This window comes from uncultured Subdoligranulum sp. (assembly GCF_937890665.1).
In genome coordinates this window covers 1-24,488 of the sequence record NZ_CALADU010000276.1, presented here as the reverse complement: position 1 = coordinate 24,488, position 24,488 = coordinate 1, and the positions used below count along the sequence as shown (strand labels likewise).

Genomic DNA, 24,488 nt, shown 5'->3' with positions numbered 1-24,488 from the left:
ATACCGCGTTCATCATCAACGATCAGTAATTTAGGATTCAAAATCATGCACCTCCATTCTTTATATGATATATGGTAAATCTCAAAAATCCCTCAACTTCCTTTGCTTTTGCGGATATTATAACAGGCAAATGTCTGCGAAATATTACAACGGACAGATTTTGAAAAATATATTTCTTTATAATTATATAGCAGGTTGACTTTTGCAACAAGATTTTATAAGTGTACATAAAAATAAATAACTATTTCATAGAGAAAAATGCACCGAATACAGAGTCGATAGGCATACTGTATCCGGTGCGTTGCAGACTTTTTAACCTTTCAGATAGTAATGTACATACACATTATAATCTCGACGCCTGGTAATCAGCCGCAGCCAGATATAAAAGTGAGCAGTTTCCGAATACAAATTGAATTCGGTGGGCTCGCTGGTGGGCTGGGCGTACCCTCGGCAGAACCGTGTCAGGGTGTCCAAATTCCGAAACTCCGGCAGTTGGAATAGCGCATCCTGGAAAGCATCAATTTCACGGGCAACTTCCAGAACAGGCGTATCCTTTTGGCACTGATGCCAAGTGGTCCACCATTTCCATCCATCATAATCAGAACGGGAATAGGCTATCTCGCTGGCAGGCCGGGAACCCTGCTGGAATAGATCTTCAAAGGTGCAGGAAGTAGTCAGCAGCGGAGCTTCAAAATCGGTCTGCTGCTGGCTCAAACCGTTTTTGACAGCTGCCCATTCTGTTAGAGGAAGTGGGCAACGGTTGGCATCACGCAGGGCTTCATCCATACCGCACGCCTCGCAGATATGGACATCTGCATAGCGGCTCAGGGCGTTGATGACCAGCCGGTGGTCCAGTGGCTGCCCACATCGAAGACACAGGGGTGGTTGCTCCGCTTCTGGGGTAAACAGCAGTTTGTCCTGCTGCCATACGGTTTCCAACATGGATTTGGGATAGATATGGATCTTCATGATGATGTCCTCCTAATTTTATTCCTTTAATATTCGTACCGTTTCCTCCGGTCTTCAGACCAGGGAGGGTAGACACGCAATTCTTCCTGAAACATGGCCATCAGCTCGGTTGCCATGTCCTCTTTACGCCGATAGATGCGCTGCTTCTCTGTACCATCTGCATAGAGGATGGTAGTTTGGAGTGCGGGACCTTTCTGCGTGAAGATGAATTTGCGGCCATGAGAAGGGTCAAATGCCTCGATCCAGAGGGGCAGGGTGGAGGAACTCCCATCCAGACACCGCCAGCCGCTGTAATCGGTGTAGCTGAATCCGTTGATTTCTCGCGCCAGTCTTCGCAGGGCGAGATACAGCCGCTCAAATCGGCGCCCAAGTTCGCCTTTCTGCCGCCGGATGTAGAGGGTGTGCCCCTCATGATCCAGAGCATCCAGTTCTTTGCCATTAAACAGGTATTCGGGGTAAAGGCAGCCATCCGATTCAAGAATTTGCCCGGTAGGTTCCGCAAGGTGATTGTCTGACAGCCAGACTGGAAAAAGTCCGTCTGCGGCTTTTATATTGATGAAAGCGCAGTAGTCGGGCCGGATTCCGGTTAAGTTGGTGGTAAGGGTTTCCCAAAAAATCAGGATGCCGTGATCCTTTTCATAAAGCTTGATGGCGAGATTGCCGTTGGGATAGGTACTGATTTTCAAAGTCAGCTGGGATCGGTATTCGCCCAGCGTAAATGCGAGAGTATTCATAAGCGTTTTCCTCCAAAGAAGCACCGGACGTCTGCAAAAATGCAGATTTCCGGTGCTTCTTAGTGTGTGTTCCGGACAAGGAAACCGGAGCAGGGAGAGGAATGCAGTTCCTCTCTGGTCATCGTCAGCTACACAGCCAAAGTTTTTGACTCGAACTGATAGCGCAGAACTTGAGCCAGCTTTGTCCTGTTTTCACAAGTAATGCGATAGGTAGGGCCATAGTTGTGCCGCTGTTCATCCATCCTTCGAATGGAAATGCTAAATCGGGTGCCCTCCTGAGTGATCCACAGACGCCTGCCCGTGGCAGCATCTTCAGCAATAATCCATAAAGGGCACTGCATGGTCATGTAGGTCTGGGGGTAAGCACGCCAGCCGCTGCGGTCATGGTAACAGAAACCGGGGGTAGTCTGCCGCCTTTCATTCAGTACATCATAAATTGCCTTATATTTCATGCGCTGCACCGCCTTTCAAAGTTTTTCAGGTAGCCTGCATACCCTTCCGGGTCCAGCTCCTGCAGCCGGTTGGCACGAAAACGATATTCAGGATAGGTGCAGAACCCACTCTGCATGGTGCGGCCGGTTGGGATAGCCAGACCATGTCGGATGAGCCAGGTGGGAAATTCCGAATCGGCATTGGTGTCGATAAAGGCATGGTCTTTTTGCCGTTGGCCGGGCAGGTTGACGGTGAGAGTCGCCCAGGGTTCCGGGTCGCCGCTTTCCCATGTCACCATTTGTATGGCAAGGTTTCCATTCAGGTAGGAAGTCACCTGCAGCTGGATGGGGTGCGTGGCGCCAAATTTCTTGTAAGGCAAGGTAACAGGTGCCGCATCGGTATCAGGTTCTTCGTCCTCCACGCCCAGTTCCCAACTAAGGGACAGAATCTGGCTCTGGCTCAGCGTGCGGGCATATTTCTTTGCGTATTTTGGCTTGAAGAGCAGGGCCCCGTCCTGCAGGAGCAGTTTTCCTTCTTTTTGTTCCTGGATACAGCGCAGGCCATGCAGACGGGGCTTTGCGCGCTCCACCGCATCGTGGATCTTCGGATGGTCAAACCATATGGAATACTGTACGGCTACATGGAGATGGGGATGCTCCTGAAAGCGTGAGCATAGGAGCTCCAGCACCTGTTGACAGACTTTTTTTCGTTTCTCCAGCGTCTGACGCTCGTTAAAGGTCAGCGTGAAATATGAGAAATCCCGTTCGGATGCGTCTGCGGCGCCGTTAAAGGGATTACACCAGAAGTACAGGTCCCATCGGTCGCTGCCATAGGACACAGGGATATTTTCGTCATACTGGTAGCAGACAAAGTCCTGTGCGATAGCTTCCATGACGGGTTTCATTGCTGCGCTGCTCTCCAAACTTGCTTGGCGGATATACTGATCCCATTCTTCGCGGGTGTGGCTGTCGTAAAACTGTTTGTTGGCTGCTGCCTCTGCTTCGGTGCATAGAGACTGCAGGCGCAGGGAGTGGACATCTTCTTTGATATAGCCTTTTTCAAACCATCTGGTATCAATATTCATATGAGAACGATCTTCGTGAATTTTCATTTTGCATCCTCCTTGTGTATAGTTGCTGCATTTTTTGACGCAGTGTGGTCATTGGTCTTTCCAGTCATAGAGCAGTAGGTCATGTCCGGAAGATTTGGCTTCGGCTCTTTTGTCCCGGAAACGGTAGTTGGTAAACACAAAGCCGGTGGGCTTGTGGGTATAGCGGACAGCCAGAATGTGGAACTGACTATTTAGCCATTCAGCTGAGTCTACGGCTTCCTCAACGGTGTTCTCAAAATCGGTGGCAAAGAGCCAGTTTTCCCAGTACCAACCATGCCCAACCGTTTCTCTGGCATCCGGCAGGGAGAGCAGCTTTTCCCTTAGTGCTTCCTGATTCTGCAGGTGCGGATATTGTGTATGAACGGACTGCACCAGCGATTGGCGGAATTGGCAGAAAGGTACGAAGGGTTTCTTGCCTTCAAAGTTACCATTGCCGTCCAGTGCACAGACTACGCCATCTGCAATCACTTCAAAGATGAGGTCTTCCCGGATGAGACTGCCATTTTCATTCCAGTCCGGTGTAGAGCTGTACCATGCGCCGCTTTCGGTATCCCGGTTGTAGTAGCGTACCGGTTCTGCAATGGTGCAGAATACATCTATACAGAATCCGGGATCTTCAAACAGAAAAGATATTTGTCGTTTTATCATCAGGTGTTTCCTCCTAAATGAAAAAAGGACCGGCAGGCCGCTAAATGCAGTCTGTCGATCCTTTCGGTTATAAGCCGCAGGTAATGCGGCAGGGTTCCTCGTTAAATCAAAGAGATAGGCACGATCAGATTGTTCTGATCAAAAGCGCCCAACTGGTCAGCCATGCACAGGATAGCACCAGTGCCGCGCTGCAGTGGGGACTTGTCGATCAGGTCAAATACCTTCGTCAATTTCTTTGGCGGCGAGGCCATCTTTTTGATCTCGATGGGAAACAGTTTTCCGTCCCGCTCCAGGATCAGGTCGATTTCTCTGGCATCCTTATCCCGGTAATAGTACAGGAATGGCTCCTGACCGGCGTTCTGATAGGTCTTGATGATTTCCGCTACGGTATAGTTTTCCAGTAGTGCGCCGCTCATGGCTCCTTCCATGGCTGTCTCCGGACTGCTCCAACGGGTCAGGTAGCAGACAATGCCGGAGTCGTAGAAGTAGAGCTTGGGTGTGGATACGGTGCGTTTGAGGACATTATTGGAATAGGGCTCCAATAAAAAGATGATCCCCAGCGCCTCCAGAACATGAAGCCAGTTTTTGGCCGTGGTCTGGTCGATCTCCGCATCATCGGCAATGCCCTTGTAATTGACCTGCTGGGAAGTCCTGGCGGCGACAGAACGCAGGAACCGCAAAAACTTCAAGCTGTCAATGTCATTGGACAGCCGCCGCACATCCCGTTCCATGTAAGTGTCAATGTAACTGGAATAGAAGATGGAGGCATTGGAATAGGTTCCTGTGACCAGGGCAGGCATCCCGCCCTGATGGATACGCTGAAAGACCTCTGGCGTGTTCAGCATTTGGCGTCCGTTCTGCCGTTCGGACAAAAGAGGCAGCTCCAGGCTGAACGGTGGTTCAGGAGGCCGTTTCATGATCTCACTCTGGGAAAGCGGTGAGAGGTGGAGCAGAGCCACCCGGCCTGCCAGAGATTCCTGTACGCCCTCCATCATCTTGAAAAGCTGAGAACCCGTCAGCCAGAAATCGCCGGGCTGATGGCGTTCATCTACCATGATTTTGATATATGGGAACAGTTCCGGTGCGTATTGCACTTCGTCAATGAGCAGCGGCGGCTGATACAGCTGAAAGAACATCTTTGGGTCCGTCTTGGCGAGTTCCCGCAGCGTCAGATCATCCAAAGAGACCTTTTTGCGCCCCTTGCCCTCGACCTCTATCAAATGTTCCAGCATGGTAGTTTTTCCAACCTGCCTTGGGCCGGTAAGCAGAAGCACAGGATACTGTTCATTCAGCTCCATCACCGGTTTCTCCATGTGTCGGGTGATATACACAGGCGTTCCTCCTTTCTTAATTTCGGCTGATATATTATTATATACCTATTTTAGCCGAAAAAATCTGATTTTGCAAGTAGGCAGTCTGCAAAGTAAATTTCAGTAGCGATTTTAAGGGTCATTCCTGCGCAGCGGAGGGGTTGATCATTTCCTTCAGACTGGCGATATACTGCCTCCATGCCTGCCTGGATTCCTCAGCACGCTTCAACTCGGCAAGCTGTTCTTCCGGAGACAGGGCTTCAAACTCGCATTGGCGGCAGTCTCTATCAATATCCTGAAAGATACGGTTCAGGATGGAGAGAGCCAGTTCTGTAACAGTGGGGCTGTGTTCATCAAGTGCCCTGCGACCTTGACGGAACAATTCCAGATAGTGCTCATACTGCTGTTCACTGATGAATTCCCAGCCGTAGGCTTCCTGGATGTCGCTTTCGCTATGGTATTGCATGGCCGCTTCAAATTCTGCCTCGCGGTCTGCGGCTTCCTTTTCGATGTGCCGCCTGAGCTTGGCGCGGATGCGCTCCAAGTCTTTGAGCAAAAGCTTGCAGGCTTTGGCCTCCATGAGATAACCGTGTGCTTCGCTGTTTAGATATTGCTGAGATGTTTTTTTCATGCGGCAGCTTCCTCCTTGGATTTGGATTGGACAAAGAGCAGGAACCCTTTGCTGGTATCCTCCAGAAGCTGCCATGTGCCATCCCGCCAGACACAGGCGGTTGCATCGTTGTAGACTTCCGGCGTCTTGGGTGGGTCGTCAAAGCATTCCGGCGTCACATAAAGGCACATATGTCCCATATAGAAGGGCTGTAGAGCTGCGTCTATCTCTTTGCGCAGGGCAAGGGCGAGTGATTCGATCTCGTCAATATCCTGACGCTGGAAGGCAGCATCTGAGATCTGTTTGAGCCGCTTGGTTTGCTTCACAGCTGCATCAATATAGGGTACGGCCTCATCAAAGTATTTGTGTTTGATCCGCATACCGTCGAATACCAGAAAGCGGGTATAGGCGGTAGCGGCTTTACAGATGTCTTGCCGCAGGGCATCAAATGGTTTTTTGTACTTGGTTTTCAGCACCTCCATGGATACGACCTGCAGATTGCGCCGCAGGGTTTCCAGATGGTTCACTAAAGTGGTGCGTAGTTCATCTCGTTCCATAGGCATCCTCCGTGGGTAGCTTCAGGGCGGTTATCCGCGCCGGAAGTGGCGGCAGTGCTTATGCACATTGGCGTGGGTAAACGCAAAATTCTTGCAAGCCAGCAATCGGTTCCGTTCTCTGGGGGATTGTCGGGCAACGCTTGCATGATACTTTTTAACAGGTGTTTTTATATGGTTATTCGAGTTCAGGTTCCCAAGGGGTATCTTCCTCATAAGGCGCAGCCTCCTTTTCATTGTCAGCGGACTTGCCGGCAGCCCGTACCGTCAGCAGAAGGGCATCTTCCCCGACATCGTTGCTGTGGGACTTTCTGGCTCGTTTCTTTTTGCATCTTTCCACGGCTTTGTCATAGTCGTAGCCGATACCAGCTTGCAGTTTATCCGCAATTTTACGCAGTTTTTCTGCATGGTACTCGTAGGTAGCACGATGGAATCCAGTCAGCTCCCACTGATCGCACACCGATTCCAGAAGCCGGACATAGTCCCGCAGTGCATTGACCGTTTTGTAGATATCGCCATAGCAGGTAGTAAAGGTATGGGCGCCATCAAGATCCCGAAAGCAAAAAGTCAGTTCTTCCCCTAAAAACTGTTCCAGTTGGACTGATTGCGCGATCATTGGCCGAAAAGCTTCCTGGGGCAGTTCGGGCAGTCTGTTTTCATCCATTATTATCCTCCCCATGTTCCGGTACTGGCGGCTGCGGGCCTAAGCCTGCCGCAAACATCTGCACAGCAGTACGGTAGCCAGAGGCGTATGCCTGTTCTAATACAGCAGAATTGCGGCATTGTACCGCATCCTGATACTGTTCAAAAGCGATGGACGCTTCGTTGGAGAGCAGCGGAAGCAGAGCTTTTTCTTTCTGCTGTACTGCCTGATTAAAAGGCGAGAGGCGTTTATCGGGCTTGAAAACATCTGCTTCATATTCACCATAATAGAGCGAAGTGAGAAAGTGTTGGTCTGCCGGAAAGGATATAGCAGATGGTGCAGGGCGGGAAAGCGCCGCCGCAATGTCTTTGAGTGTGTTGATCAGTGTGGGGAGCTGAACATTAAAAAATCTTTGCCCCATCGCTGTTTCGTGTAAATTCATAAAATAAGGCCCCCTTTCTAAAAGCCATTTGCCTTTTACTGTTCCCTGACAATCCGGTGCAGGTCTGCTAACAGATGCCGGTTATTCTGCTCATACTGAGGCTGAAAAGGCTGGTCTAAATCAAAATTGTAATAGCGGTAGTAGAGCACCTTGAATACAATGCCTGGCCGCATGGCAGGATCAATGGCGCGCATCAGTTTGCCCAGTTCGGTAGCGATCTCATATTCCCGCTTTACATATTCTTTGTCTTCCCTCTTAAAATTCTGATACAGCCAGTCCTTGACGGATACCCGGCTGCCGGTAAAGTGGCTCCGGTGCCGGTCCAGACACAGGCAGTATTCAAAATCACGGCCACGCTCCCCTGGACCTACGGTAAGAGGATAGATACGGCAGGTACGGGTACGGGCAGGGTAGACGGAACAGCGCCCATCCATAAGGAAGATACAGGAGCCGTTTGGGGCTTTTGTCTTGAGCATATAGATAGGGAAGCCTTCTTCGGTCAGAGGTTCCGGATCGCAGTAGCGGAACAGAAAATCCTCTATTCCTTCGATGGACTCACCCTTTGTTCGGAGATAGCGAGCCAGACGGTAGGCATCCAGACTTTCCACCATTACACAGCCTTCGATATTGCGGCAGCACGCCCCGCATTGACGGCAGGAAAAGGTGAACTGGTCTTTGGGGCGGACTGATTGGATATCATTCATGATTTCTTCATTCATTTTGTTCCTCCATAAAAAGAGCCGTGACGGAATGGTATCCGCCACGGCCAAAACTTGTGGAATAGTCAGCGGGAGCCGGCTGTTCCAATCCATTTACAGCCCCTTCACGCACATGCGGCCAATCTCACAGGGAGCGGACTGACAGCCGCCAGCGGAAAAGGGGACATGGAGAGATGGTAGTGGGAGTTCTGCGTTTCAAAACGGACGCAATCCTCCGACTCCTCCAGAATTGCTACCACACGCGAAGTGTGGTAGATGTTTCCTCCGGCGTGCAGAAGCGCACCCCGCCCAACAGACAGTGGACGCAGCAGAGAACCATTCAAAACGATCTGTTTCTTTTCTTTCTTCATTCGGTTTGACCTCCAATCTTTTTGAAAATGTGGATGTAAGGGTATTTCTTATCTGTAATGGGTTCATCCATAGCAAATATCCAGCAGCACATCATGGACTTCAGCCAGCAACTCTTTAATGCGCCGCATAGGAACATTCTGGGTGCGGGCAATCTCACGGATGCCATAGCCGCCCTGTTTCAGATGCACAATATCCATTTGCTGCTTAGAGACTCTGCCGGCCAGCTCGTGGAGCAGAAGATCCATTTCCAACTGCTGCATGATTGGGTCATGGGCAGGAATGGTATCTTCTAAAGGCGCACCATCGGGATATAATCCGACATGAATACTGAGAACCTCCATATTGCGCTTGCGGCGCTCCTGGGTGCGGAAGTAATCATAGAGCCGGAATTTCATTTGTCGTGTGGCGATTGTGCTAAAAGAGAATTTTTGTGCAGATGGAGAGTTGAAGTAATCTTTTACTGCCTTTAAGTATGCGAAAACAACCACATCATAAAATTCATCTTCCGGCAGATGGTTTTCATTCAGGAACTTGTAGACCAGTCCGTGATGATCAGTGGCAAATGCCTGTTGTTCTTTGGTTAATGGTACTTCACATAACATTGTGTTTTCCTCCTTAAATAAAAAAAGAGGGATACCTCCGGTGTGTTAAACCGAAGGCATCCCTTTGTTCATGTGTCATGTGGCGCAGGCCACATCAGAATACTTATGCGGGCAGCTGCTCGCAGTCACCATTGATCTGGCTGACAGTATAGTGACCGTCTGCCGGCTCGTTGGTCATGGCGCCAGGCTCGATTACATAATCGCAGCCGGTGTCGCGCTGCTCCTCAGTGATCTCGGCACGCTGCTGGAGCAGGAGTTTGATCTGCTCCTTAAAACTGTTGGCGTAAGCCTGGATCTGAGCCAGCTCCTCGCCCTGGAAATCCTGCAGCAGTTTGAAGGTAGCAACACTGTAGTCATTGGTGCCGTTGTTCTCACGCTTGAGACCAATCTGCACGATACTGCCGTAAGTGGCGCGGCGGCGGAGCATAAAGGCCCGGTTCAGAAATTCCTTGAAGGGCTTGATGCTGGTAGGAGGCAGATTTACCTGCAGAGGCATGTACTCACCACTGCGAAGCAGGTAGAGCACACGCATATTTTTACAGGCTTTTCCTTTGCTGCCATCAGGTGCAGAACCAAAGCGGTTCATCACGCAGGCAGCACAGGCGCCTCCGGGAGTGCCGATGCCAACCTTGCCATCCACAGAAGAACAAAGCGGTGTGGTATCGTCGTCATATTCGCTACCAGCCGGCCAGTAGGCGCAGGTGGCGTGGTTATGCAGAATGACGCCTACCAGATTCTTTTCATAGTCGGGATTGTCCGGATCATCGGACGGCATCTCAAATTGGAGTGTGCCGCCGGCGGGAATCTTGACACGCTGAAAGCTCATCTGCAGACCATCGGCGTCCTCAGCCAGTTCCTCGGCGCTGAAATCGCCTTCGATCATAGTGGGGAGCATGAATTTTTCCTGTTTCATCAAATCGTTGTTCTGATTATACATAGTGGTTCCTCCTTAAAAATTGTGATGGTTGCAGATGGTCAGGCGGCCATCTGATTGATACGGTTCCACTGCTGTCGGGGCATGGACAGGATATTGTATCCGATCCCCTCCAGGGCAGTGGCGCGGTCATAGCTGTCCACATCCTGACTAAAGCGTGTTACGGCATTGGATAGCCCATAGAGGGTCAGATCTTTGCCTTCAATCAGACGCTGCAGAACGCCGGTGCTTTCTTCCTCGGTGATATTGAAATCCTTGCTTGCCAGACGGACAACGCCGGGAATATCAGTGGTATTCATCTGAACGGTTGTGGCTTCACGCATCATGCCAACTACCCGTGTAAACCGCGTTTCATCCACGGCAGCCATCACGGTATCTTTGATCTTCATGGCAAATGCGTGGTCATCAGCGGCCAATGTCTCCTGTGAGAACAGTTGGAAGTTTTCATCTGCCTCATTGACCCGGCCGATGTGAGTGCGGCGAGTCTGGGCATCGTTGACGACCATGCCGTTACTGCATACCAGCCGATAGACCAAAGGCTGGATGTTGACGGAACCCAGTCCAACTTCACTATTGCTGATGATAACGCCGGACTGTACGATGTCACCGGGTACAACTTCGGCTTCAAGCCGCTTGTTGACTACCTTGATGTACATACGGCTGTCCGTGATCTGGCAGCTTTCAAAATAGGCATCCTCCATTTGCTGAATGACAGGGAGGACGATCTCTGCAATGTCCAGATTGTCAATGCGGCGATAGCGGTTGCTCAAAAACGCCCGTACAGTGCCATCCAGAGTACGGACCATACGCTGGGTCGGTTCCCGCTGGAACCAGGAATTCACATTCTCCGCCAGCAGTTCCGGATAATCGGAAAGCATACGGTCATAGTAAGCAGCCGGAATCTTCAAATGTGTGCCGATCTGCCGGTGGGCGATCTGGTTGATCTCCAGTGGCTCCACCAGTGGGTCATCGTGGTCATCAAAGGTATGGAGATAAAGTTGAGAACCAAAAGGTTCTACTTGAAGCCGACGGGTATCAAGCAAATAGTCTTGCTTGAGTTTGGATTGGCGTTCAATCTGCTGTGCCATTTCCACGATGGTAAGTCCTGATTTCATTCGTCAAGTTCACTCCTTTCTCTGTGTTCCTTGGCATCAGAAGCATTACCAGGACACCTGAATGCCCTGGGCAGTGACTTCAGCAGCCAGACCATTGCTTTCCAGAACCTCTGCCAGACGGGGCCAGTAGACCTTCTGGGGAAAGTTGTTCAGATGCTCCTGAGAAACAGCATCTTCGCCCTGCTCAATGCAGATATCACCGTCTTCCCGAAGCGTCAGTTTGCTGTGTCCACGGGAATTAAGGTCGGAGATCAGTGCTTCCAGTACAGAGCGTCCCTGCGTTTCATACCAGATACGGGGATCAACAGGCTGCCTTTTCGGAGGTGTTGCATCATCCTCGTTTGTTTCTCCGCCGACCTTGGATAGCGGAACGATCTTGATCATATCGCATTTGATATTGGCGTTCTGATCCAGTGTCACATCGGCGTGATCAAACTCGTCAATGCCAAACACACGAATGCGGCCGGTACCGCCATTGCGGATCAGCTGCTCCGGCTGCTTTTCACACCACTCAAAGGTGGCTTGCGGATAAGCGGAGCGCAGATATGCCAGAATACGATGGTTGGTGTGGCGCACCAGAAGGTCATCGGAGTTGGTGCCGCCCAGGTCAGGGATCTCAAAACTTCTTGTTTGGATGCCTTCTGCATGGAGCTGTCTGGTGCGCTGTTGACGCTGGCGACGCCGTTGGGCCTGCTGCATATAGGGGAGAAGCAGGATCAAAACTACCCATAGTCCCCAGAGAGTGAAAACGCCCAGAAGCAGCCAAATCTGCCAGGGTCCGCGTACCAGAGCCATAATTGCGATGACTGCACCAATCAGGATCGTGATGCTGCCGCTCAAAAGTCCTCTGTCATTATTCATGTTTGATACCATCCTTTTTTCTGAATTTGTTGGAAAACAAAAAAAGAGGGACCGCACCAAGCTTTCAGTTTCATTCTGAAAAACTTGATACGGTCCCTCTTGGGCGCCGAAGTAAACTACTCCGGCAGGGATTCACGGTCACCGTCCAATACCTCTGTGGGAGGCGGTGCGGGTTCCGCAGTAATGTCCGGGTCATTCTCCTGTCTGTTCGCTGCGGCGGGCTGTTTGGGGAGGAAACCAAAGTCATTTAGACTGACCTTCAGCTTCTTTTCCAATTTACCGTCCTTCATGCGAACATCTACCAGCCGCTGTGAGCCGGCAAGCCAGATCATACTGCCTTTTTTGACCTTGAATTGCATGAGCCGGGTGACATCTGCATCCCAGGCCCATACCTGATAGAACTGCGTCCAGTTTTTGGTGCGTTCCATCAGATCAAAGCATACATAGCTTTGTTTGGACTGGCTTTCTTTGGGTACGAGGTCGTTCATGACGCGCCCGAACACAAAAATCTGTGCCATAACACTCCTTTCTGCCATTGGCATTATTATCTATATAAAAAAGTGCCAGCAGTTTTTCGACCCTAAAAGGGCGCAAAAAATCACTGACACTTGCATACAAACTTAACAGCGTGTGCAATGCAGGCTTTTGGCCTACGGTACAGATCAAAAAGACCTGTATTCCCAAATGGGATACGCACAAAAATCAATTACAGATACAGTATAGCACTGTATCTTGTGTCTGTCAAGATGTAAAACACTATATATAGATTTATAGCCAGCGACAAGTACGATATGTAGTAGTTGAAAAGGTCTTACTCTGTAAGATGGTTCATAACACGGTAGTAGTCATCCAATAGGTAGAATTGAGTCTTTGTTGGGGATGCCGTTTGATAGTCAAAGGTCAGACCGTATAGGCTGCCGATGCCATCTACTCCCAGGGGACCAAACCAGCAGGACATTGTATGGCCGTTGAAATACCATAGCTGCAGGTCATTATATTCCGATTCGGTAACGAGTCCTTTGCGTGCCAGCCGAAGGGCCTCATCTTCACTGATCAAAGGATGGGACAGAAAATGGCGGTAGAGATCATCGGACATACCAAGTGCCTGCTGGTAGGTAAGCGGGTTGGGATTGTTCAGCCACCAGCGGGTCAGCGCTTCAAAGTCATGGACGACTGGGTGGGGCGTAAGGCTGCGGAATTGTTTTAGAAAAGCGGTTACTGTTTCCGGAGCAGCTGGAGCCGGTACGGGTATTTCCTGCACATAGTTATTGAGAAAGGCAAACGCGATTTTCTCACCGGTTTTGTCCTCCAGCATCAGTCCGAAGCGTGACAAAGGAGCGAGCAGGAAATGCTCCAGCGCAAAGTTTTCTTCCAGAAAGCGATAGACTTTATATTGTTCGATGGTGTGGGGCTTATACATAGGAAACCCTCCTTTCCTTGATCTACCCAATAAATAGGGACAGAAGGAATGTATTCTGCAAAATATAAGGAAATCAGGCGTTGGTCATTGTGATTTGCAAAATGCCCTTTAAGAAAGCGAGGTGGCTCAAAACCACCTCGCATTTTTAGGATTCAGAGGACGGATCGGGATGCTCCTCCGGCTCGCTGATTGCTTCATAGCCCAAAAAGCTGTTCGTTGAAAGTGCTGCGTCCAGATAGTCATTTCCAACGACAGGCCGTGACCCTTTCTGAAAGTAAAATCGGTAGGGCTCGCCTATTTTAAGCAGGGCCGATTTACTGAGAAGCAGTGTGATCTCTATGCCATGGCTGTCTATCAGATGTACTTTGCGGTAGCGGCGGAGCATAGGTGTACTGATACCGGCGCAGATGCCTTCCACTACCTCGTAGTTCTTATGTGTTGCAGTCGCCCAGATCCCTCGACAGGATATAAGACAGGCGCAGAGTACGACAATCCCCAATGCCAGCAGGATATGATCTTTAGTCGCCACGCAGATGATGACGCTGATTCCCGCACTGGCGATTCCGGCCAGCAGAGTGAGCAGAAACTTTCGCTGCAATACAGTGGGAAAAAGAGTCCATTGTTTCATCATGCTCATACCCTCTCAAAGATAATCTGCTGCCGCAGATAAAGATTGGCAACGGCTAATGTTACCGGCTTGCTGCTCTGGCTGATTTTGACCATGCTTGCAATGTTGTCACTGGTGGTCGTTTCATCTCCGTAGAGGGAATCCAAAAGCGCACATTCATTGGGGAGACGGGAAATATTTTTATCTATGCACTTGATGATCTCTGCAGTGGAGAGCAGGGCTTGTCCGGCAAGGCGCATGACCAGAGCTTCGTATTTGGTGCGTTTATCTTTCTGGAACAGTTTCCGCGCAGCGGATACCGGAACATGTGCCAGCAGCGTCAGCTTGACAAAAGAGGCGAGCCGGAGGAAGAACGGTCCGCTGGTTGGGATAATGCTGAGCGAACCAAGCAGGTCATACAGAGCATCGTATTCTGTTTCACCGCTGCCGGATACCAGAAGACCGCGGGTAAGCAGTCGGTTTGTACAGTCTTCCCAAGAACGCTCGGTACAGTAACCGGATGCGGTGGCTAGCTTTTCGTATTCTTGTGCGATGTCATCCCAGCGCAGGATTCTCCAGTTGAGCATGCTCCAAATCACCATTTCCTGCATATCGACCATGTATTCCTGACCGCCTAACAGGATGATTGGACAACTGCGGTTGCAGCCGTTTGTCCTTCGTTCAAACCGGCCGACCGCAGTGTATAGGGTTTTGATTGCCATATTTCGATACCTCCTTTTTATACATATCCCTTACTGTTATTGATGCTGATTTTCAACAAATCAAAGCAGGCAGGTCAAAAAGTCAGGGTCGTTGCGAAGTTTTTCCAGTGAGCGGGAAATCCAGGCACCCACATGGGAAGGAGGGACTTGATAGAGGGCGGCGATGTCTGTAATGCGCATTCCCTGAACCTTCAGCGCCAGTGCTTCGATGCCAAGTCTGGCAACGCCCTGATAGTTCTGTTTGCTGGCTTCCAGCAGATCAAGGGTCTCCAGACGAGAAAGGTGGGAGTCAAAATGGTCATCCGGCTGGTCTACCTGCTCTCCATCTGCGGCCAGCTCGCCCTGTTCTCCGATGATCAGCCGACTGACGTGCCGCCCCTGACTACAGATTTTTCGGCAGTAGGAGAGGAGTCCATTTTTCACAACCTTTTTGGCGTAGGTTGAAAACTGCGCCTGTCCGGCATGGTAGGTAAAAGCGGCCTTGCAGAGCCACAGGCATCCTTCCTGAAACAGATCTCCATACTCCAGACCACAGATGCCGGGATTTACATGGATGTTGTTGACAATGACCCAGTGAACGATGGATAGGTTTTTTTCTACCAGTGTCTGCTGGTCTTTGGTAAGCTTAAAGTTTTGCTTCATCAGGCTTCACCTCCGTTCAGGCAGCACGCCCGGATGTGTACGCCGGAGCCTGCTGACAGAGGGAAATGACTTGCTCGCACATATATTCGGAAAACTGGCCGATGTGGGTCTGGTGTGCATCCAGCCCCAGTTTGGCTTGCAGCCAGATATAGACCTCCCATTTTTCCATATGGCAGTCCTGCTGCAGTTTTTTTAGGGCACGATGGGCCAGAATGCGTTTGTGGCGCAGATCGCCATTCGCCAGTGTTCCCATGGGGAGCAATGTGCGCTCATGGGCACTGACATAGGCATTGCAGGCCGGCCATCTGTCGCAGACATACAGGAATTTTCCTCTGGTCTGTGGAGTAGATCCATACACAAGGCTTGCAGGCCGAAGAGAAGCGTGAGCATGACAATAAGGACATTTGATTTGCTTTTGTTTCAATAAAATCACCTCCATTACGCGCCGATGACGGCGGCATTGCGTCTTAACAGGCAGAATCATCCGAAGTAGGTATCCCGGTCTGGGCATAGCTGTAAAAACGGACATACATGGTCCGAAGAGGTATGCCATTCCAGAAACTTGGTATAAGCAGTCCGGAACGAGCGGCACTCCAGAATTGCAGAGCATTCTTCGGGGTCCACTGCTTCCCCACTCAGCTTCCGCACTGTCTGGACGGACAGAAAGATCGGCTGACAGCCTGCGTCTGCTGCCATCAGGAACCCCTCACAGGATGCCTGCCGGATCATTGGACAAAGTGAACCGCTGCAGCGGATGAACAGGGCGTTACGCCAGTTACCCCGGACTGCCTGCAGAAAGGAATAGAACTGACACGGTTTTTGATTCATGCTTTCACCTCCGTTATTCGTTATCTGCAAATAAAAAAGGGGGCCAGCTGCAGAAGTTCTGCAAACTGGCCCCTGATTTGGTGCTTAGGAGAACAGACTTTCAATCTCCTCAGTGATGCGGGGGATGACCGTATCGTTGAAGATGAGGGTCAGAGCCGCCAGGAGCAGCGCACCCAAAACTACGGCGATAATGATCTTGACGGCGTCCGAAATGTAAAAATCGCCGCGCTGATTGGACAATGCCATACGGCCGCGGTTGAGCAGATAGTTGGCTTTGGTATAGATACGGGTCGTGAATTTTCTCATGGGTAACCTCCTGTTATATGTTTGATGATTGAGTGGATAGGTATATCAAGTCCACCGTCTGTTAAGCGCGGCGGATAGGCTTGATCAGATTGTTTTTGTTGGAACGGGGCCGGTTCGGATATGCTTTAGGCCGCTGGAACAGCAAGCAACGAAAGCGGCGTTTTTTGGTGCCGGTATCATTCGGCGGATAAAATTTCTTTTTGGGCATAGGCATTCTCCTGTAAAAAATGAAGCCGGGCTGATGAAACAGTCCGGCTCAGTTCAGATGAAAAGAAATGATGTGCCTGCCGCTATGGAAAATCGCTTGGGTACAAACGCTCACCTCCCTGTGTATCTGTCTTCCATATGAGGAGCAGGTATGAAAACGCTTGGAAGTACCGTGGCGGATGCCGATTAGCCAAAGAACGCCCCGAGCGAACTCATAACCTCGGTACAGAGCACCACCAGGTAGATGATCATAATACAAATCAGCATCATCATAGAGTAACGCTGGATCTTTTTGGGACGTTTGGCAGCTTCCTTTTTCAGATTGTTCTGCTCGATCTGACGCATATCGAAGGTAATCATTTTGAAGTACATCCGCTGGTCATCACCGCGCAGGACACCAATCAGGCCACGGATCACATCGGATAGCATGGGGCTGCCAATGCGGGTTTCAAATCGAATGAGGGCATTTTCATAGTTGCCGGTCTTCATATCAGCAATGGTCTGATCCAGTTCGGCGCCGAAGTCTTTCCCAGCTACACGGCGGTAGGAAGTCAGAATTTTAAGTACATCCCTGTCATTTTCAAGGCTCTGGCCGACGGTCAAAGCAAATCGGGGAATCTCGCCCTCGATCAGCTTGCGGCGCTTTTTAACAAAATCAAAGGCTGCATAGTAGGTTGAAAACCACAGTGCCACCGCAAGGCCAATCAAAATAGGCACCAGCAGCGGAATAAGAAATGCCATGGGGATGGCACACAGGCCAACTGCCCCTGCAGTTACCCAGGCTCTGGCTATATAGACCTCTGGGGTAAGCTGCAGACCTGCAATGTCCAGAGCGCGCTGCACCTTATTGCGCTTGAGCCGGTCCAGCCGCAAATAAGGGGCGATCCAACCGGCGATTTTTGTCACATAGACATCAAGCAGCTTTTCGTTTTTGGTGCCCTGCTGTTTGCGGGAGAGCATCATCATTTGTGAGGTCTTCTTGGTCGGGATGTCCACAAAGGCGCAGGTCAGGTTGTAGACAGCGAGACCGAAGAAGATGATGGCGATGAGCGCCAGAAAGGTCATACGCTATCACCTCCATATTCGATGGGCTTGCTCAGCTTCATGATCTGGGTCAGCGCAAATAGGATGATGGCTGCGCAGATCGCCAGTGCAATTTTGCCCGGTGTGGTGAAGATAAGGGTGTGGAACCAATCCTCATTCAAGAAATAGAGCAGCGGCACATTGGCGATAACCAGAAATATCATGGTGATGGCTTCACGCCGCGGTCCTTGCATCATTGCCTCCAGTTCCGACTGCACCACACGCACATCGGAGAATTTCTGATTGATGGTAGGCAGGGTATTTTTCATGCTACGGTCGGACTGGCACTGGATGAGGGTGCCGCACCATTCATGGAAGACCCGGTTGGGTATCTTCATCTTCAGGCTGTTGATAGCGCTGGTGATGTTGGCATTGATCAATTCCGCTTCATAAACGAAGGCTTCAAAGTTGGCTTTTACCGGCTCATTGATATAGGGCAGGTTTTCCTTGACAGAACGGATCAGATCCTCGGTACGCAGGTAGGAAGTCGTGATGATGGAAATAGCGGTTTCTAGTTCTTCATTCAGGTGCTTTTTATAGCTGGCGGCAGTGCTGCGCAGAAACCAGATCGGTATAAGGGAAAAACCGATACCCAGAATAGGCACCATGTACACATTCCCAATCAAAAGAGCCAGAACAGCCCCCACAGCGAACAGGATCAGGGACAGTCGTTTTATTGCCTCATAACGGTCCGCCCGTCCGGTGCCCTTCAAGATCTGTTTCAGTTCGTAATCCTGATTAAAAAAGCCCTTGGCTGGCGTGCCCAGAAGAACATTCAGTTCATCCGACAAGGTGGCGGATTTTCGCTGGGAGCGGAAGAGGGCGTCAATAAAATCACCCGGCTTCACACCAAACAGAGCCAAAAGCCCAGCACTGAGCAGGATAAAACAGATAAGATAGATCCATTGCAATTAACCCACCTCCTTTGGCGGCTCCATGAATTCTTCCAATTCCTTGTTGGAAATGCCATTGTCCAACAGCCTTTTCTTCAAGGAATCGGAGATCAAGCCAATTTTTTTATGGTGCCCTACCACATGGGTTTCACCACGGTTATCAGTTACATTGTCCTCCACTTCATATTTGTATAGGGAATGGGCGATCAGCCGCCCGTCCTGGTAGTCCTCGCCCTCGATGATTTCCATGATCTTACGAGAACGGTCCTCCAGCTGCTTGGTAAAGACGATGATGGGATACGCCTCTACCATGATCTGCATGAGGATGGAGTCGTCCATGTTGTACTTGCGTTTGGCAAGGGTCATCATCCTGCGGTAAGTACTGTTGCAGGAGTTGGAGTGGATGGTGGTACATACAGTATGGCCGGTACGGGAACTTTCGGCTGCGGACAGGCTTTCTGCTGCTGACCGCATTTCACCCACGCCGATGACATCCGGATGCTTACGCAGCACCCGCTCCAGAAGAAAATCCTGATTGATGTTCAACGCAGGGTTCTCGCTGGGGCGGGTCAGCAGATGTACTACGGAATTAAGGATATTGCCCTGCGCATCCCGCTTGACCAGATCAAATTCGCGGCTGCCTTCTTCAATGGTAATAAGGCGCCGGTTATTGGGCACATTGGACAGCAGCCAGGCCATGATCGTGGTCTTGCCGGAGCCGGTGGAGCCGGCAATGCAGACAGACACCCCATATCGAATACAGGCAGTCAGAAAGTGAAGCATTTCAGCGGTGGCACTGCCGGAGTTCAGCAGTTTTTCTTCACTGACGGTCTGCTGGTTGACAATACGGATGGAGGCATTGACGCCTACATCTGCATCCACAATGGGAGTTTTGTCCACTGAAATACGGATGTTTTTGTCCAGAAATCCCACAATGCTGGGCATAGTATCATCAATGACCATGCCGCAGGCGTTGAGCATTCGGCGGATCACATCGATGGCGTGCTGGGGCGAACTGAATTTATCAGGGATCTTGATACTGCGCCCACTGGATTCGATCACTTCAATGTCGTTGTAGGCGTTGATGTTGACCTCCTCAACACCGGGCTTATAGATCCATTTCTTCAAAAAGGAGTAGCCGGCCATGTCCTCATAGAGCTTGGAACACAGTTCTTTTGTAGAGAGCCCGTCAAGGGCATATTTGCGTTTGACAATGTAGTGTTCCATCAGTTCTTTCAGCAGGCTTGTGGCACGCTCTGCATTGCCTTCCCCAGCTTCGGCAATGGTGGAGGCATGGTTTTCGGCAAAATACCGCTGTACATCCTCCAGTACCTGGTCATAGGTCAGCTCCTGATTGGCGGCTGGTGTGAAGAATATATCATTCAAATTACTCATCGGCATCCTCCTCACATTCATACGCCGCATCCTCCTCTGACTGCTCGGCCAGTTCCATTTGCTCCAGAATTTCCAGTACCTTGTTCAGTGAAGCAGTGTATTTGGGGTTACAGTAGGTGATAGCCTTGAACATACCGCCTTCGGTAGCACAGCGGTCGATCTCCTTACTGTAGGGAAGCAGGCCGTCAAACCCGCCAATGATATAGCCCATTTCATCCAAGGCGTGGAAGGGACGGGCCAGACCGGCGAATGTCATATGCTCAGAAAACCGGAAGCGCTCGTCCACAAGCAGAGGTTGATGGGCTTTCAGGTAGTTGATGCCCTTTAGGTCCGGGGTGAGGATACGGATGACCACATCGCCAGCTTCAATAGCGGCGGGAGTGAACACATTGGTCATGCTGGTGCTGCAGTCCAGAATGACGAAATCTACCAGTTTGGCGGCAGCATGAATGAGCTGCAGCACCATGGTATATTTGACCTCTGGGTAGCTCAGCGGGTTTTCTCCTGCCGCATAGCCCATCATCCCAATGAAGGGATAGTTTTTCAGCACTGTCACATGACTGGCAACCAGAGATGTATCGATCTCCACACTGCTCAAAACCTGGCCGATAGAGGTATTGGTCTGGATGATCTGCTCCGGCAGCCAGACCGGCAGCATAGGGACATTCATATCGGCATTGATAATGATGGCTTTCCGCTTGTCCCGGGTCAGGGCTTTGGCCAGAATACAGCAGAACATGGATTTGCCGCTGCCGGGGCTTCCCCAGACGGTGATAACTTTACCCATAACGAAGATCCTCCTTCCTTGATTTGATTATTCTGCCGAGGGTGCAGTTTCATTAGTAGATTGTGCAGACTCTGCAGTTTCCGTTTCCTGGGGTTCACTTTCAACATCAGAATTTTTCGCATCTGCCGCTTCTTCCTCAATCAAAGTTTCGGGGAAGTAGATTTCCTGCAGAGTCTTATCCTGCTCGGCAAGCAGCTCATCTGCCAGTTTGTCATTGTTGCGGGAGATAAGGGCCACATGAGCTACGCCGTCATTTTCAAGACCGGTAATGATCTTCGCCTGTTCAGGGCTTGCCAGCACAGTGATGGTGGCTGACTGCTGCTTTTCTTCATCCTCCGTGGGCTCCTTGGCATTATCCACATTGATGCCGTCTGAGTCTGTGACGGACAATACTTTGACAAAACGCAGTTCCGGTACTTCGGCCGCCGTATCAAGAAAGTGGTAAATACGGATGATGTCACCGGGCTGAAGCTTGTCAGAGAGGCCGGAAGCAAGTGTTTTAACGGTCAGCGAGATAGCAACCTTACCGGAAGGGATGCTGTTGAGCGCCACATCGGACGAAACCGGTACAGAACTGATCTTGCTGGTAAGGATATAGTCACCCACAGCCAAGTCGGCGGTAGCGTAGAGACCATTTACATCGGAGAGCTGATGGGCGATGTTGGAGGGGAGGTTATAGCCGCCTACCTCAACCACCTCGGCATTTTCTGACGAGATTTGCTCGCCTTTCAATACCGGCTGGGTGATACGGACGATTTCCTCTTTTCCATTGGTCTGACGGGCGATGGTTGGAAGTGCCACAAAGGCGATAACTGCCGCCAACAGCAGAGAGAGGATACCGAAGATGAATCGGTTATTCAGTTTCATAAGCGTTGTCTCCTATCTTAAAAATAGTTGGGCCAGGGTCGCTGTACAGCAGCCACAGGCGAGAAATGGCAGGAACGGGATAGCAAGGGGCTGCCCGGTTCGATAAAGCCGCCTGAGAAGAAAGATTACAGGCATTGCGGTAACAGCGGCAGTCAGAAAGACCAGCGCCATGCCGGAAGGGCCATAGACCAGCCCTAATATCCCGCAGAACTTGATATCCCCGCCGCCAAGACCGGTGCCGTTTGTTGCCAGTGCAGCTGCCAATGGAATACAAAAGCCGAGCAGGGCGCCTACCAGGGCATGGGTAGCGACCGGCCAGAGGAAGAGCGGCGGGAGCCCATGATTTAACAGGAAATACCCCTGCAGGACCGGCGCCAGGGTAGCTAAGGGGATAAAAAAGACGAGTGCCCGGTCAGGCACCCGTCTGTAAAGCACATCGTAGACAGCAAAGCCGGCCACCACAAAAAATATGGTAAGCAGGAAAGCTGTCCAGAGGTTATTCTCGATTGGTATACCAGTCATCATAAAGGCTCCCTTGGATTGAAACATAGTCATTTAGGTTGATGGATAACATGCCGTCAGGAGTCCAGGTATCCCACACCTGTGTATAGATGGTGTAGTCGGTGGCATCGGGGAACCACAGCGGTGTGAAATGCACTGTCCGGTCATAGGTGGAAAACTCGTTGGGCTTGAAGATGAATTTTGCACTTTGGCCGCCGGAACGCTGCAGAAGCCGCAGATAGGTCTGATACTGGAACTCAGGAAATACGGAAAAAGCAGTTTGGGGATAAGTAATGTGGCTGGTCGGGGCATCTGTGGACAGCGTTGCCCGCACTTCGGTTTTAACGCCGTACCCGCTTTTCATCGTCTTGCCGGATGCTGTGGGTACAATATCGTCTGGCATTAGGGACATCTCGCCGCTGATGGAAGCGGAGTAGCCCGTATATTCGTATTCCCAATATCCTTCATCCACCCAGTGCCCGCCATCTTCACCGTGGTCGCACCATACCCATACAGGCACCCAGTAGCAGCTCCAGACGCCCCAGTTGGCAGTGAGCTTCTGCGTTTCACTGGGGAGGGGCGGCACAGAGTAGCCGGGATTCGTGTCGGTTGCCACAGGGTCAGGTGGAATGTGCTCATTCAGATCCACGATTTTTGCGACAAAGGTATCCTGAGCGGTATAGGCGCCGCTGACAGATACTGTAATGGTCACGGTCTGTGGGGTGGAGGGGGTATGCCATTTGACCCAGACTACCTGACTGTCACCGGCTGGGATCACTATATCATTGACCCGGTAGGTGGTGCCGAGAATATGGAAGGTAACCGATGCCGGATTATCCGGCGTCAGATCCTGATCTGTCCGCAGTGTGACGGCGGTGATCACATCCGCATCTACTCGGTATTCGACATCAGGGGCCTCAATTTCTCCTTCCGGCGGAGCTTCATCAAACCAGACGATACCAACGCCAAGGGTGCTGATGATGTCGGAATTGTTCTGCTTTCCAGTGGTGCTGCCTGTCCAGGCGGAGATGCCAAGGTCGCTGAATTCCAGGAACATTGACAGCGGCAGGTTTTTATGGGTAAGTGAGGTCATGGTTTTTCGCAGATTGCCGCCGGACATCTGATCATACAAGCCGGCTTCAGTAGCTGTCATGCAGTAATACTGGCCGTTGTGCGTGAAATAGGCAATGGGCTCGATCAGCAGCTTGTACTCGCCGGCAATCATCCGCGCATAATCGACTCCGGCTGCCTGAGCGACCATCATGCACGCATATTCAGAACAGAAATACCGTTTGATGGCTTCGATGTTGCTCTGCCCCTTGCTGCTGACGATTGTGGGCATAGATTGTGCAGGTCTGATGCAGGAATAGGCAACGCCGGACTGGAGGGAGAGGCCGGTGCCGCCCAGGTATTGCAGTTTGTTGACTTTGCCAAAATGGAGAAGACTGGTCTTCTGCGTCCGGTTTGAAAAGTCCAGCGGAGAAGATACGGCAGTTCCGCTGGATGCGTCAACAACAGTAATGCGGACGCCATCATTGCCTGAATTCCAGAAGTTGCTGCTTGTGCCGTGACCCATGCTGCCACCGCCGCCATCTATGTTTCCGTTTCCGCCCGTTGCAAAGGCAGAGGAGGGGAATAGACAGAAAACAAAGGCAAAGCAGCATAGGAAGGCGAGAAGTCGTTTCAAATACATCACGCTCCATTCCTTTTGAAAATAAGAAGGCCGCCACAATCCTGTGACGGCCAAGTAGTGCCATATTCAGTTGTAGTAAATCAGCCCATATTGCCGACCTGTTTATTCAGATCGCCATCGCTGTCACCGGTGGACTGCTGTACATCTCCGGGAACAACCCAGCCAAACACCGGATCGTATACAGCTCCATTTCCGTTGCTGGAGCCTGGAGCCGGTTCATTGCTGGGCGGCGTTTGCTCGGCAGGCGGGGCAGTGACTTCCGGAACTGATGGGTCGGGATTGACAGCATGCTCCTGACCAGGATCTTTGATTTCGGTTTTACCTTCCGGTACCGGAGGAGGCGTGTCTTCAGGCTTTTCGGTATCGGTAAAGTCGATCACAACCTCATCCTCCGTTTGGGAGGTTACTTTAGGATATTCCTCTTCGGCGTCTGTGGACTGGCCGGGGGCATAAGCATCTGCTCCATTATCACCATCTGTCTGCGTGCCGCCATCTGACCAAT

The 24,488-nt window shown here is 50.9% G+C and carries 32 protein-coding genes; all 32 read right to left on the bottom strand.

Going from position 1 to position 24,488, the window contains the following annotated elements; translation table 11 throughout:
* Nucleotides 1-312: 312 nt before the first annotated feature.
* The gene (locus Q0526_RS15740; protein WP_298735647.1) at nt 313-969 is read right to left on the bottom strand and encodes a hypothetical protein; all 657 of its coding nucleotides are present in this window, start codon (nt 967-969) and stop codon (nt 313-315) included.
* Between the two features lie 26 nt (nt 970-995).
* Nucleotides 996-1,703, bottom strand: coding sequence for a DUF4313 domain-containing protein (locus tag Q0526_RS15735; protein WP_006874332.1), 708 nt, complete (start codon nt 1,701-1,703; stop codon nt 996-998).
* A gap of 128 nt (nt 1,704-1,831) precedes the next feature.
* Nucleotides 1,832-2,155 carry a hypothetical protein gene (locus Q0526_RS15730; RefSeq protein WP_006874331.1) on the bottom strand — a complete coding sequence of 108 codons (324 nt, stop codon included), beginning with the start codon at nt 2,153-2,155 and terminating at the stop codon, nt 1,832-1,834.
* On the bottom strand, nt 2,152-3,246 hold the full coding sequence (locus Q0526_RS15725; protein WP_040342328.1) for a DUF4313 domain-containing protein: 1,095 nt from the start codon (nt 3,244-3,246) through the stop codon (nt 2,152-2,154). The genes Q0526_RS15730 and Q0526_RS15725 overlap by 4 nt, the downstream gene beginning before the upstream one ends.
* Nucleotides 3,247-3,294: 48 nt before the next feature.
* On the bottom strand, nt 3,295-3,894 hold the full coding sequence (locus Q0526_RS15720) for a hypothetical protein (protein ID WP_006874329.1): 600 nt from the start codon (nt 3,892-3,894) through the stop codon (nt 3,295-3,297).
* 101 nt (nt 3,895-3,995) lie between these two features.
* On the bottom strand, nt 3,996-5,207 hold the full coding sequence (locus tag Q0526_RS15715) for an ATP-binding protein (RefSeq protein ID WP_006874328.1): 1,212 nt from the start codon (nt 5,205-5,207) through the stop codon (nt 3,996-3,998).
* A 136-nt stretch (nt 5,208-5,343) separates the two neighbouring features.
* Nucleotides 5,344-5,835, bottom strand: coding sequence for a hypothetical protein (locus tag Q0526_RS15710; RefSeq protein WP_006874326.1), 492 nt, complete (start codon nt 5,833-5,835; stop codon nt 5,344-5,346).
* Complete coding sequence (locus Q0526_RS15705) at nt 5,832-6,371, bottom strand: hypothetical protein (protein ID WP_006874325.1); 540 nt, start codon at nt 6,369-6,371, stop codon at nt 5,832-5,834. The genes Q0526_RS15710 and Q0526_RS15705 overlap by 4 nt, the downstream gene beginning before the upstream one ends.
* A 175-nt stretch (nt 6,372-6,546) precedes the next feature.
* Nucleotides 6,547-7,032: a hypothetical protein gene (locus Q0526_RS15700; RefSeq protein ID WP_298735632.1), complete on the bottom strand. Its 486-nt coding sequence runs from the start codon at nt 7,030-7,032 to the stop codon at nt 6,547-6,549.
* A complete protein-coding gene (locus Q0526_RS15695; protein WP_227109175.1) occupies nt 7,025-7,453 on the bottom strand; it encodes a DUF6809 family protein in 429 nt (142 codons plus the stop codon). The genes Q0526_RS15700 and Q0526_RS15695 overlap by 8 nt, the downstream gene beginning before the upstream one ends.
* Before the next feature lie 35 nt (nt 7,454-7,488).
* Nucleotides 7,489-8,172 carry a YkgJ family cysteine cluster protein gene (locus tag Q0526_RS15690; RefSeq protein WP_298735625.1) on the bottom strand — a complete coding sequence of 228 codons (684 nt, stop codon included), beginning with the start codon at nt 8,170-8,172 and terminating at the stop codon, nt 7,489-7,491.
* Nucleotides 8,173-8,276: 104 nt separating this feature from the next.
* A complete protein-coding gene (locus tag Q0526_RS15685) occupies nt 8,277-8,522 on the bottom strand; it encodes a hypothetical protein (protein WP_003502009.1) in 246 nt (81 codons plus the stop codon).
* 63 nt (nt 8,523-8,585) lie between these two features.
* Entirely contained in the window at nt 8,586-9,125 is a 540-nt protein-coding gene (locus Q0526_RS15680) for a sigma-70 family RNA polymerase sigma factor (protein ID WP_291015319.1), read from the bottom strand.
* A 103-nt stretch (nt 9,126-9,228) separates the two neighbouring features.
* A complete protein-coding gene (locus Q0526_RS15675) occupies nt 9,229-10,062 on the bottom strand; it encodes a hypothetical protein (protein WP_298735617.1) in 834 nt (277 codons plus the stop codon).
* Between the two features lie 38 nt (nt 10,063-10,100).
* Nucleotides 10,101-11,174 (bottom strand): DUF932 domain-containing protein, encoded by a 1,074-nt coding sequence (locus tag Q0526_RS15670; RefSeq protein ID WP_006874318.1) that lies wholly within the window; start codon nt 11,172-11,174, stop codon nt 10,101-10,103.
* 45 nt (nt 11,175-11,219) lie between these two features.
* Nucleotides 11,220-12,035: a hypothetical protein gene (locus Q0526_RS15665; protein ID WP_291015326.1), complete on the bottom strand. Its 816-nt coding sequence runs from the start codon at nt 12,033-12,035 to the stop codon at nt 11,220-11,222.
* Nucleotides 12,036-12,151: 116 nt separating this feature from the next.
* Complete coding sequence (locus Q0526_RS15660; RefSeq protein ID WP_195628355.1) at nt 12,152-12,553, bottom strand: single-stranded DNA-binding protein; 402 nt, start codon at nt 12,551-12,553, stop codon at nt 12,152-12,154.
* Nucleotides 12,554-12,846: 293 nt separating this feature from the next.
* Nucleotides 12,847-13,455, bottom strand: a complete 609-nt coding sequence (locus Q0526_RS15655) for a hypothetical protein (protein ID WP_118502036.1) — start codon at nt 13,453-13,455, stop codon at nt 12,847-12,849.
* 145 nt (nt 13,456-13,600) lie between these two features.
* The gene (locus Q0526_RS15650; RefSeq protein WP_117497650.1) at nt 13,601-14,092 is read right to left on the bottom strand and encodes a hypothetical protein; all 492 of its coding nucleotides are present in this window, start codon (nt 14,090-14,092) and stop codon (nt 13,601-13,603) included.
* Nucleotides 14,089-14,784, bottom strand: coding sequence for a hypothetical protein (locus Q0526_RS15645; RefSeq protein WP_117497652.1), 696 nt, complete (start codon nt 14,782-14,784; stop codon nt 14,089-14,091). The genes Q0526_RS15650 and Q0526_RS15645 overlap by 4 nt, the downstream gene beginning before the upstream one ends.
* 60 nt (nt 14,785-14,844) lie before the next feature.
* Complete coding sequence (locus tag Q0526_RS15640) at nt 14,845-15,426, bottom strand: sigma-70 family RNA polymerase sigma factor (protein ID WP_118480312.1); 582 nt, start codon at nt 15,424-15,426, stop codon at nt 14,845-14,847.
* Nucleotides 15,427-15,442: 16 nt separating this feature from the next.
* Nucleotides 15,443-15,859 carry a zinc-finger-containing protein gene (locus Q0526_RS15635; protein WP_238117715.1) on the bottom strand — a complete coding sequence of 139 codons (417 nt, stop codon included), beginning with the start codon at nt 15,857-15,859 and terminating at the stop codon, nt 15,443-15,445.
* Nucleotides 15,860-15,906: 47 nt separating this feature from the next.
* A complete protein-coding gene (locus Q0526_RS15630) occupies nt 15,907-16,254 on the bottom strand; it encodes a hypothetical protein (protein ID WP_003499640.1) in 348 nt (115 codons plus the stop codon).
* An 84-nt stretch (nt 16,255-16,338) separates the two neighbouring features.
* Nucleotides 16,339-16,560: a DUF6133 family protein gene (locus Q0526_RS15625; protein WP_003499639.1), complete on the bottom strand. Its 222-nt coding sequence runs from the start codon at nt 16,558-16,560 to the stop codon at nt 16,339-16,341.
* 393 nt (nt 16,561-16,953) lie between these two features.
* Nucleotides 16,954-17,832: a hypothetical protein gene (locus Q0526_RS15620; protein ID WP_291014894.1), complete on the bottom strand. Its 879-nt coding sequence runs from the start codon at nt 17,830-17,832 to the stop codon at nt 16,954-16,956.
* Nucleotides 17,829-18,761, bottom strand: coding sequence for a hypothetical protein (locus tag Q0526_RS15615; protein ID WP_291014891.1), 933 nt, complete (start codon nt 18,759-18,761; stop codon nt 17,829-17,831). The genes Q0526_RS15620 and Q0526_RS15615 overlap by 4 nt, the downstream gene beginning before the upstream one ends.
* Nucleotides 18,762-20,138 carry a CpaF/VirB11 family protein gene (locus Q0526_RS15610; RefSeq protein ID WP_291014888.1) on the bottom strand — a complete coding sequence of 459 codons (1,377 nt, stop codon included), beginning with the start codon at nt 20,136-20,138 and terminating at the stop codon, nt 18,762-18,764.
* Nucleotides 20,131-20,925, bottom strand: a complete 795-nt coding sequence (locus Q0526_RS15605; RefSeq protein ID WP_006873409.1) for a hypothetical protein — start codon at nt 20,923-20,925, stop codon at nt 20,131-20,133. The genes Q0526_RS15610 and Q0526_RS15605 overlap by 8 nt, the downstream gene beginning before the upstream one ends.
* Nucleotides 20,926-20,952: 27 nt before the next feature.
* Nucleotides 20,953-21,792: an RcpC/CpaB family pilus assembly protein gene (locus Q0526_RS15600; RefSeq protein ID WP_006873408.1), complete on the bottom strand. Its 840-nt coding sequence runs from the start codon at nt 21,790-21,792 to the stop codon at nt 20,953-20,955.
* Nucleotides 21,793-21,804: 12 nt separating this feature from the next.
* Nucleotides 21,805-22,317: a prepilin peptidase gene (locus Q0526_RS15595; RefSeq protein WP_298735568.1), complete on the bottom strand. Its 513-nt coding sequence runs from the start codon at nt 22,315-22,317 to the stop codon at nt 21,805-21,807.
* Nucleotides 22,289-23,986, bottom strand: coding sequence for a hypothetical protein (locus Q0526_RS15590; protein WP_298735565.1), 1,698 nt, complete (start codon nt 23,984-23,986; stop codon nt 22,289-22,291). The genes Q0526_RS15595 and Q0526_RS15590 overlap by 29 nt, the downstream gene beginning before the upstream one ends.
* Before the next feature lie 80 nt (nt 23,987-24,066).
* Nucleotides 24,067-24,488: DUF6550 family protein (locus Q0526_RS15585; protein ID WP_298735562.1), on the bottom strand; the 422-nt coding region annotated here is incomplete at its 5' end.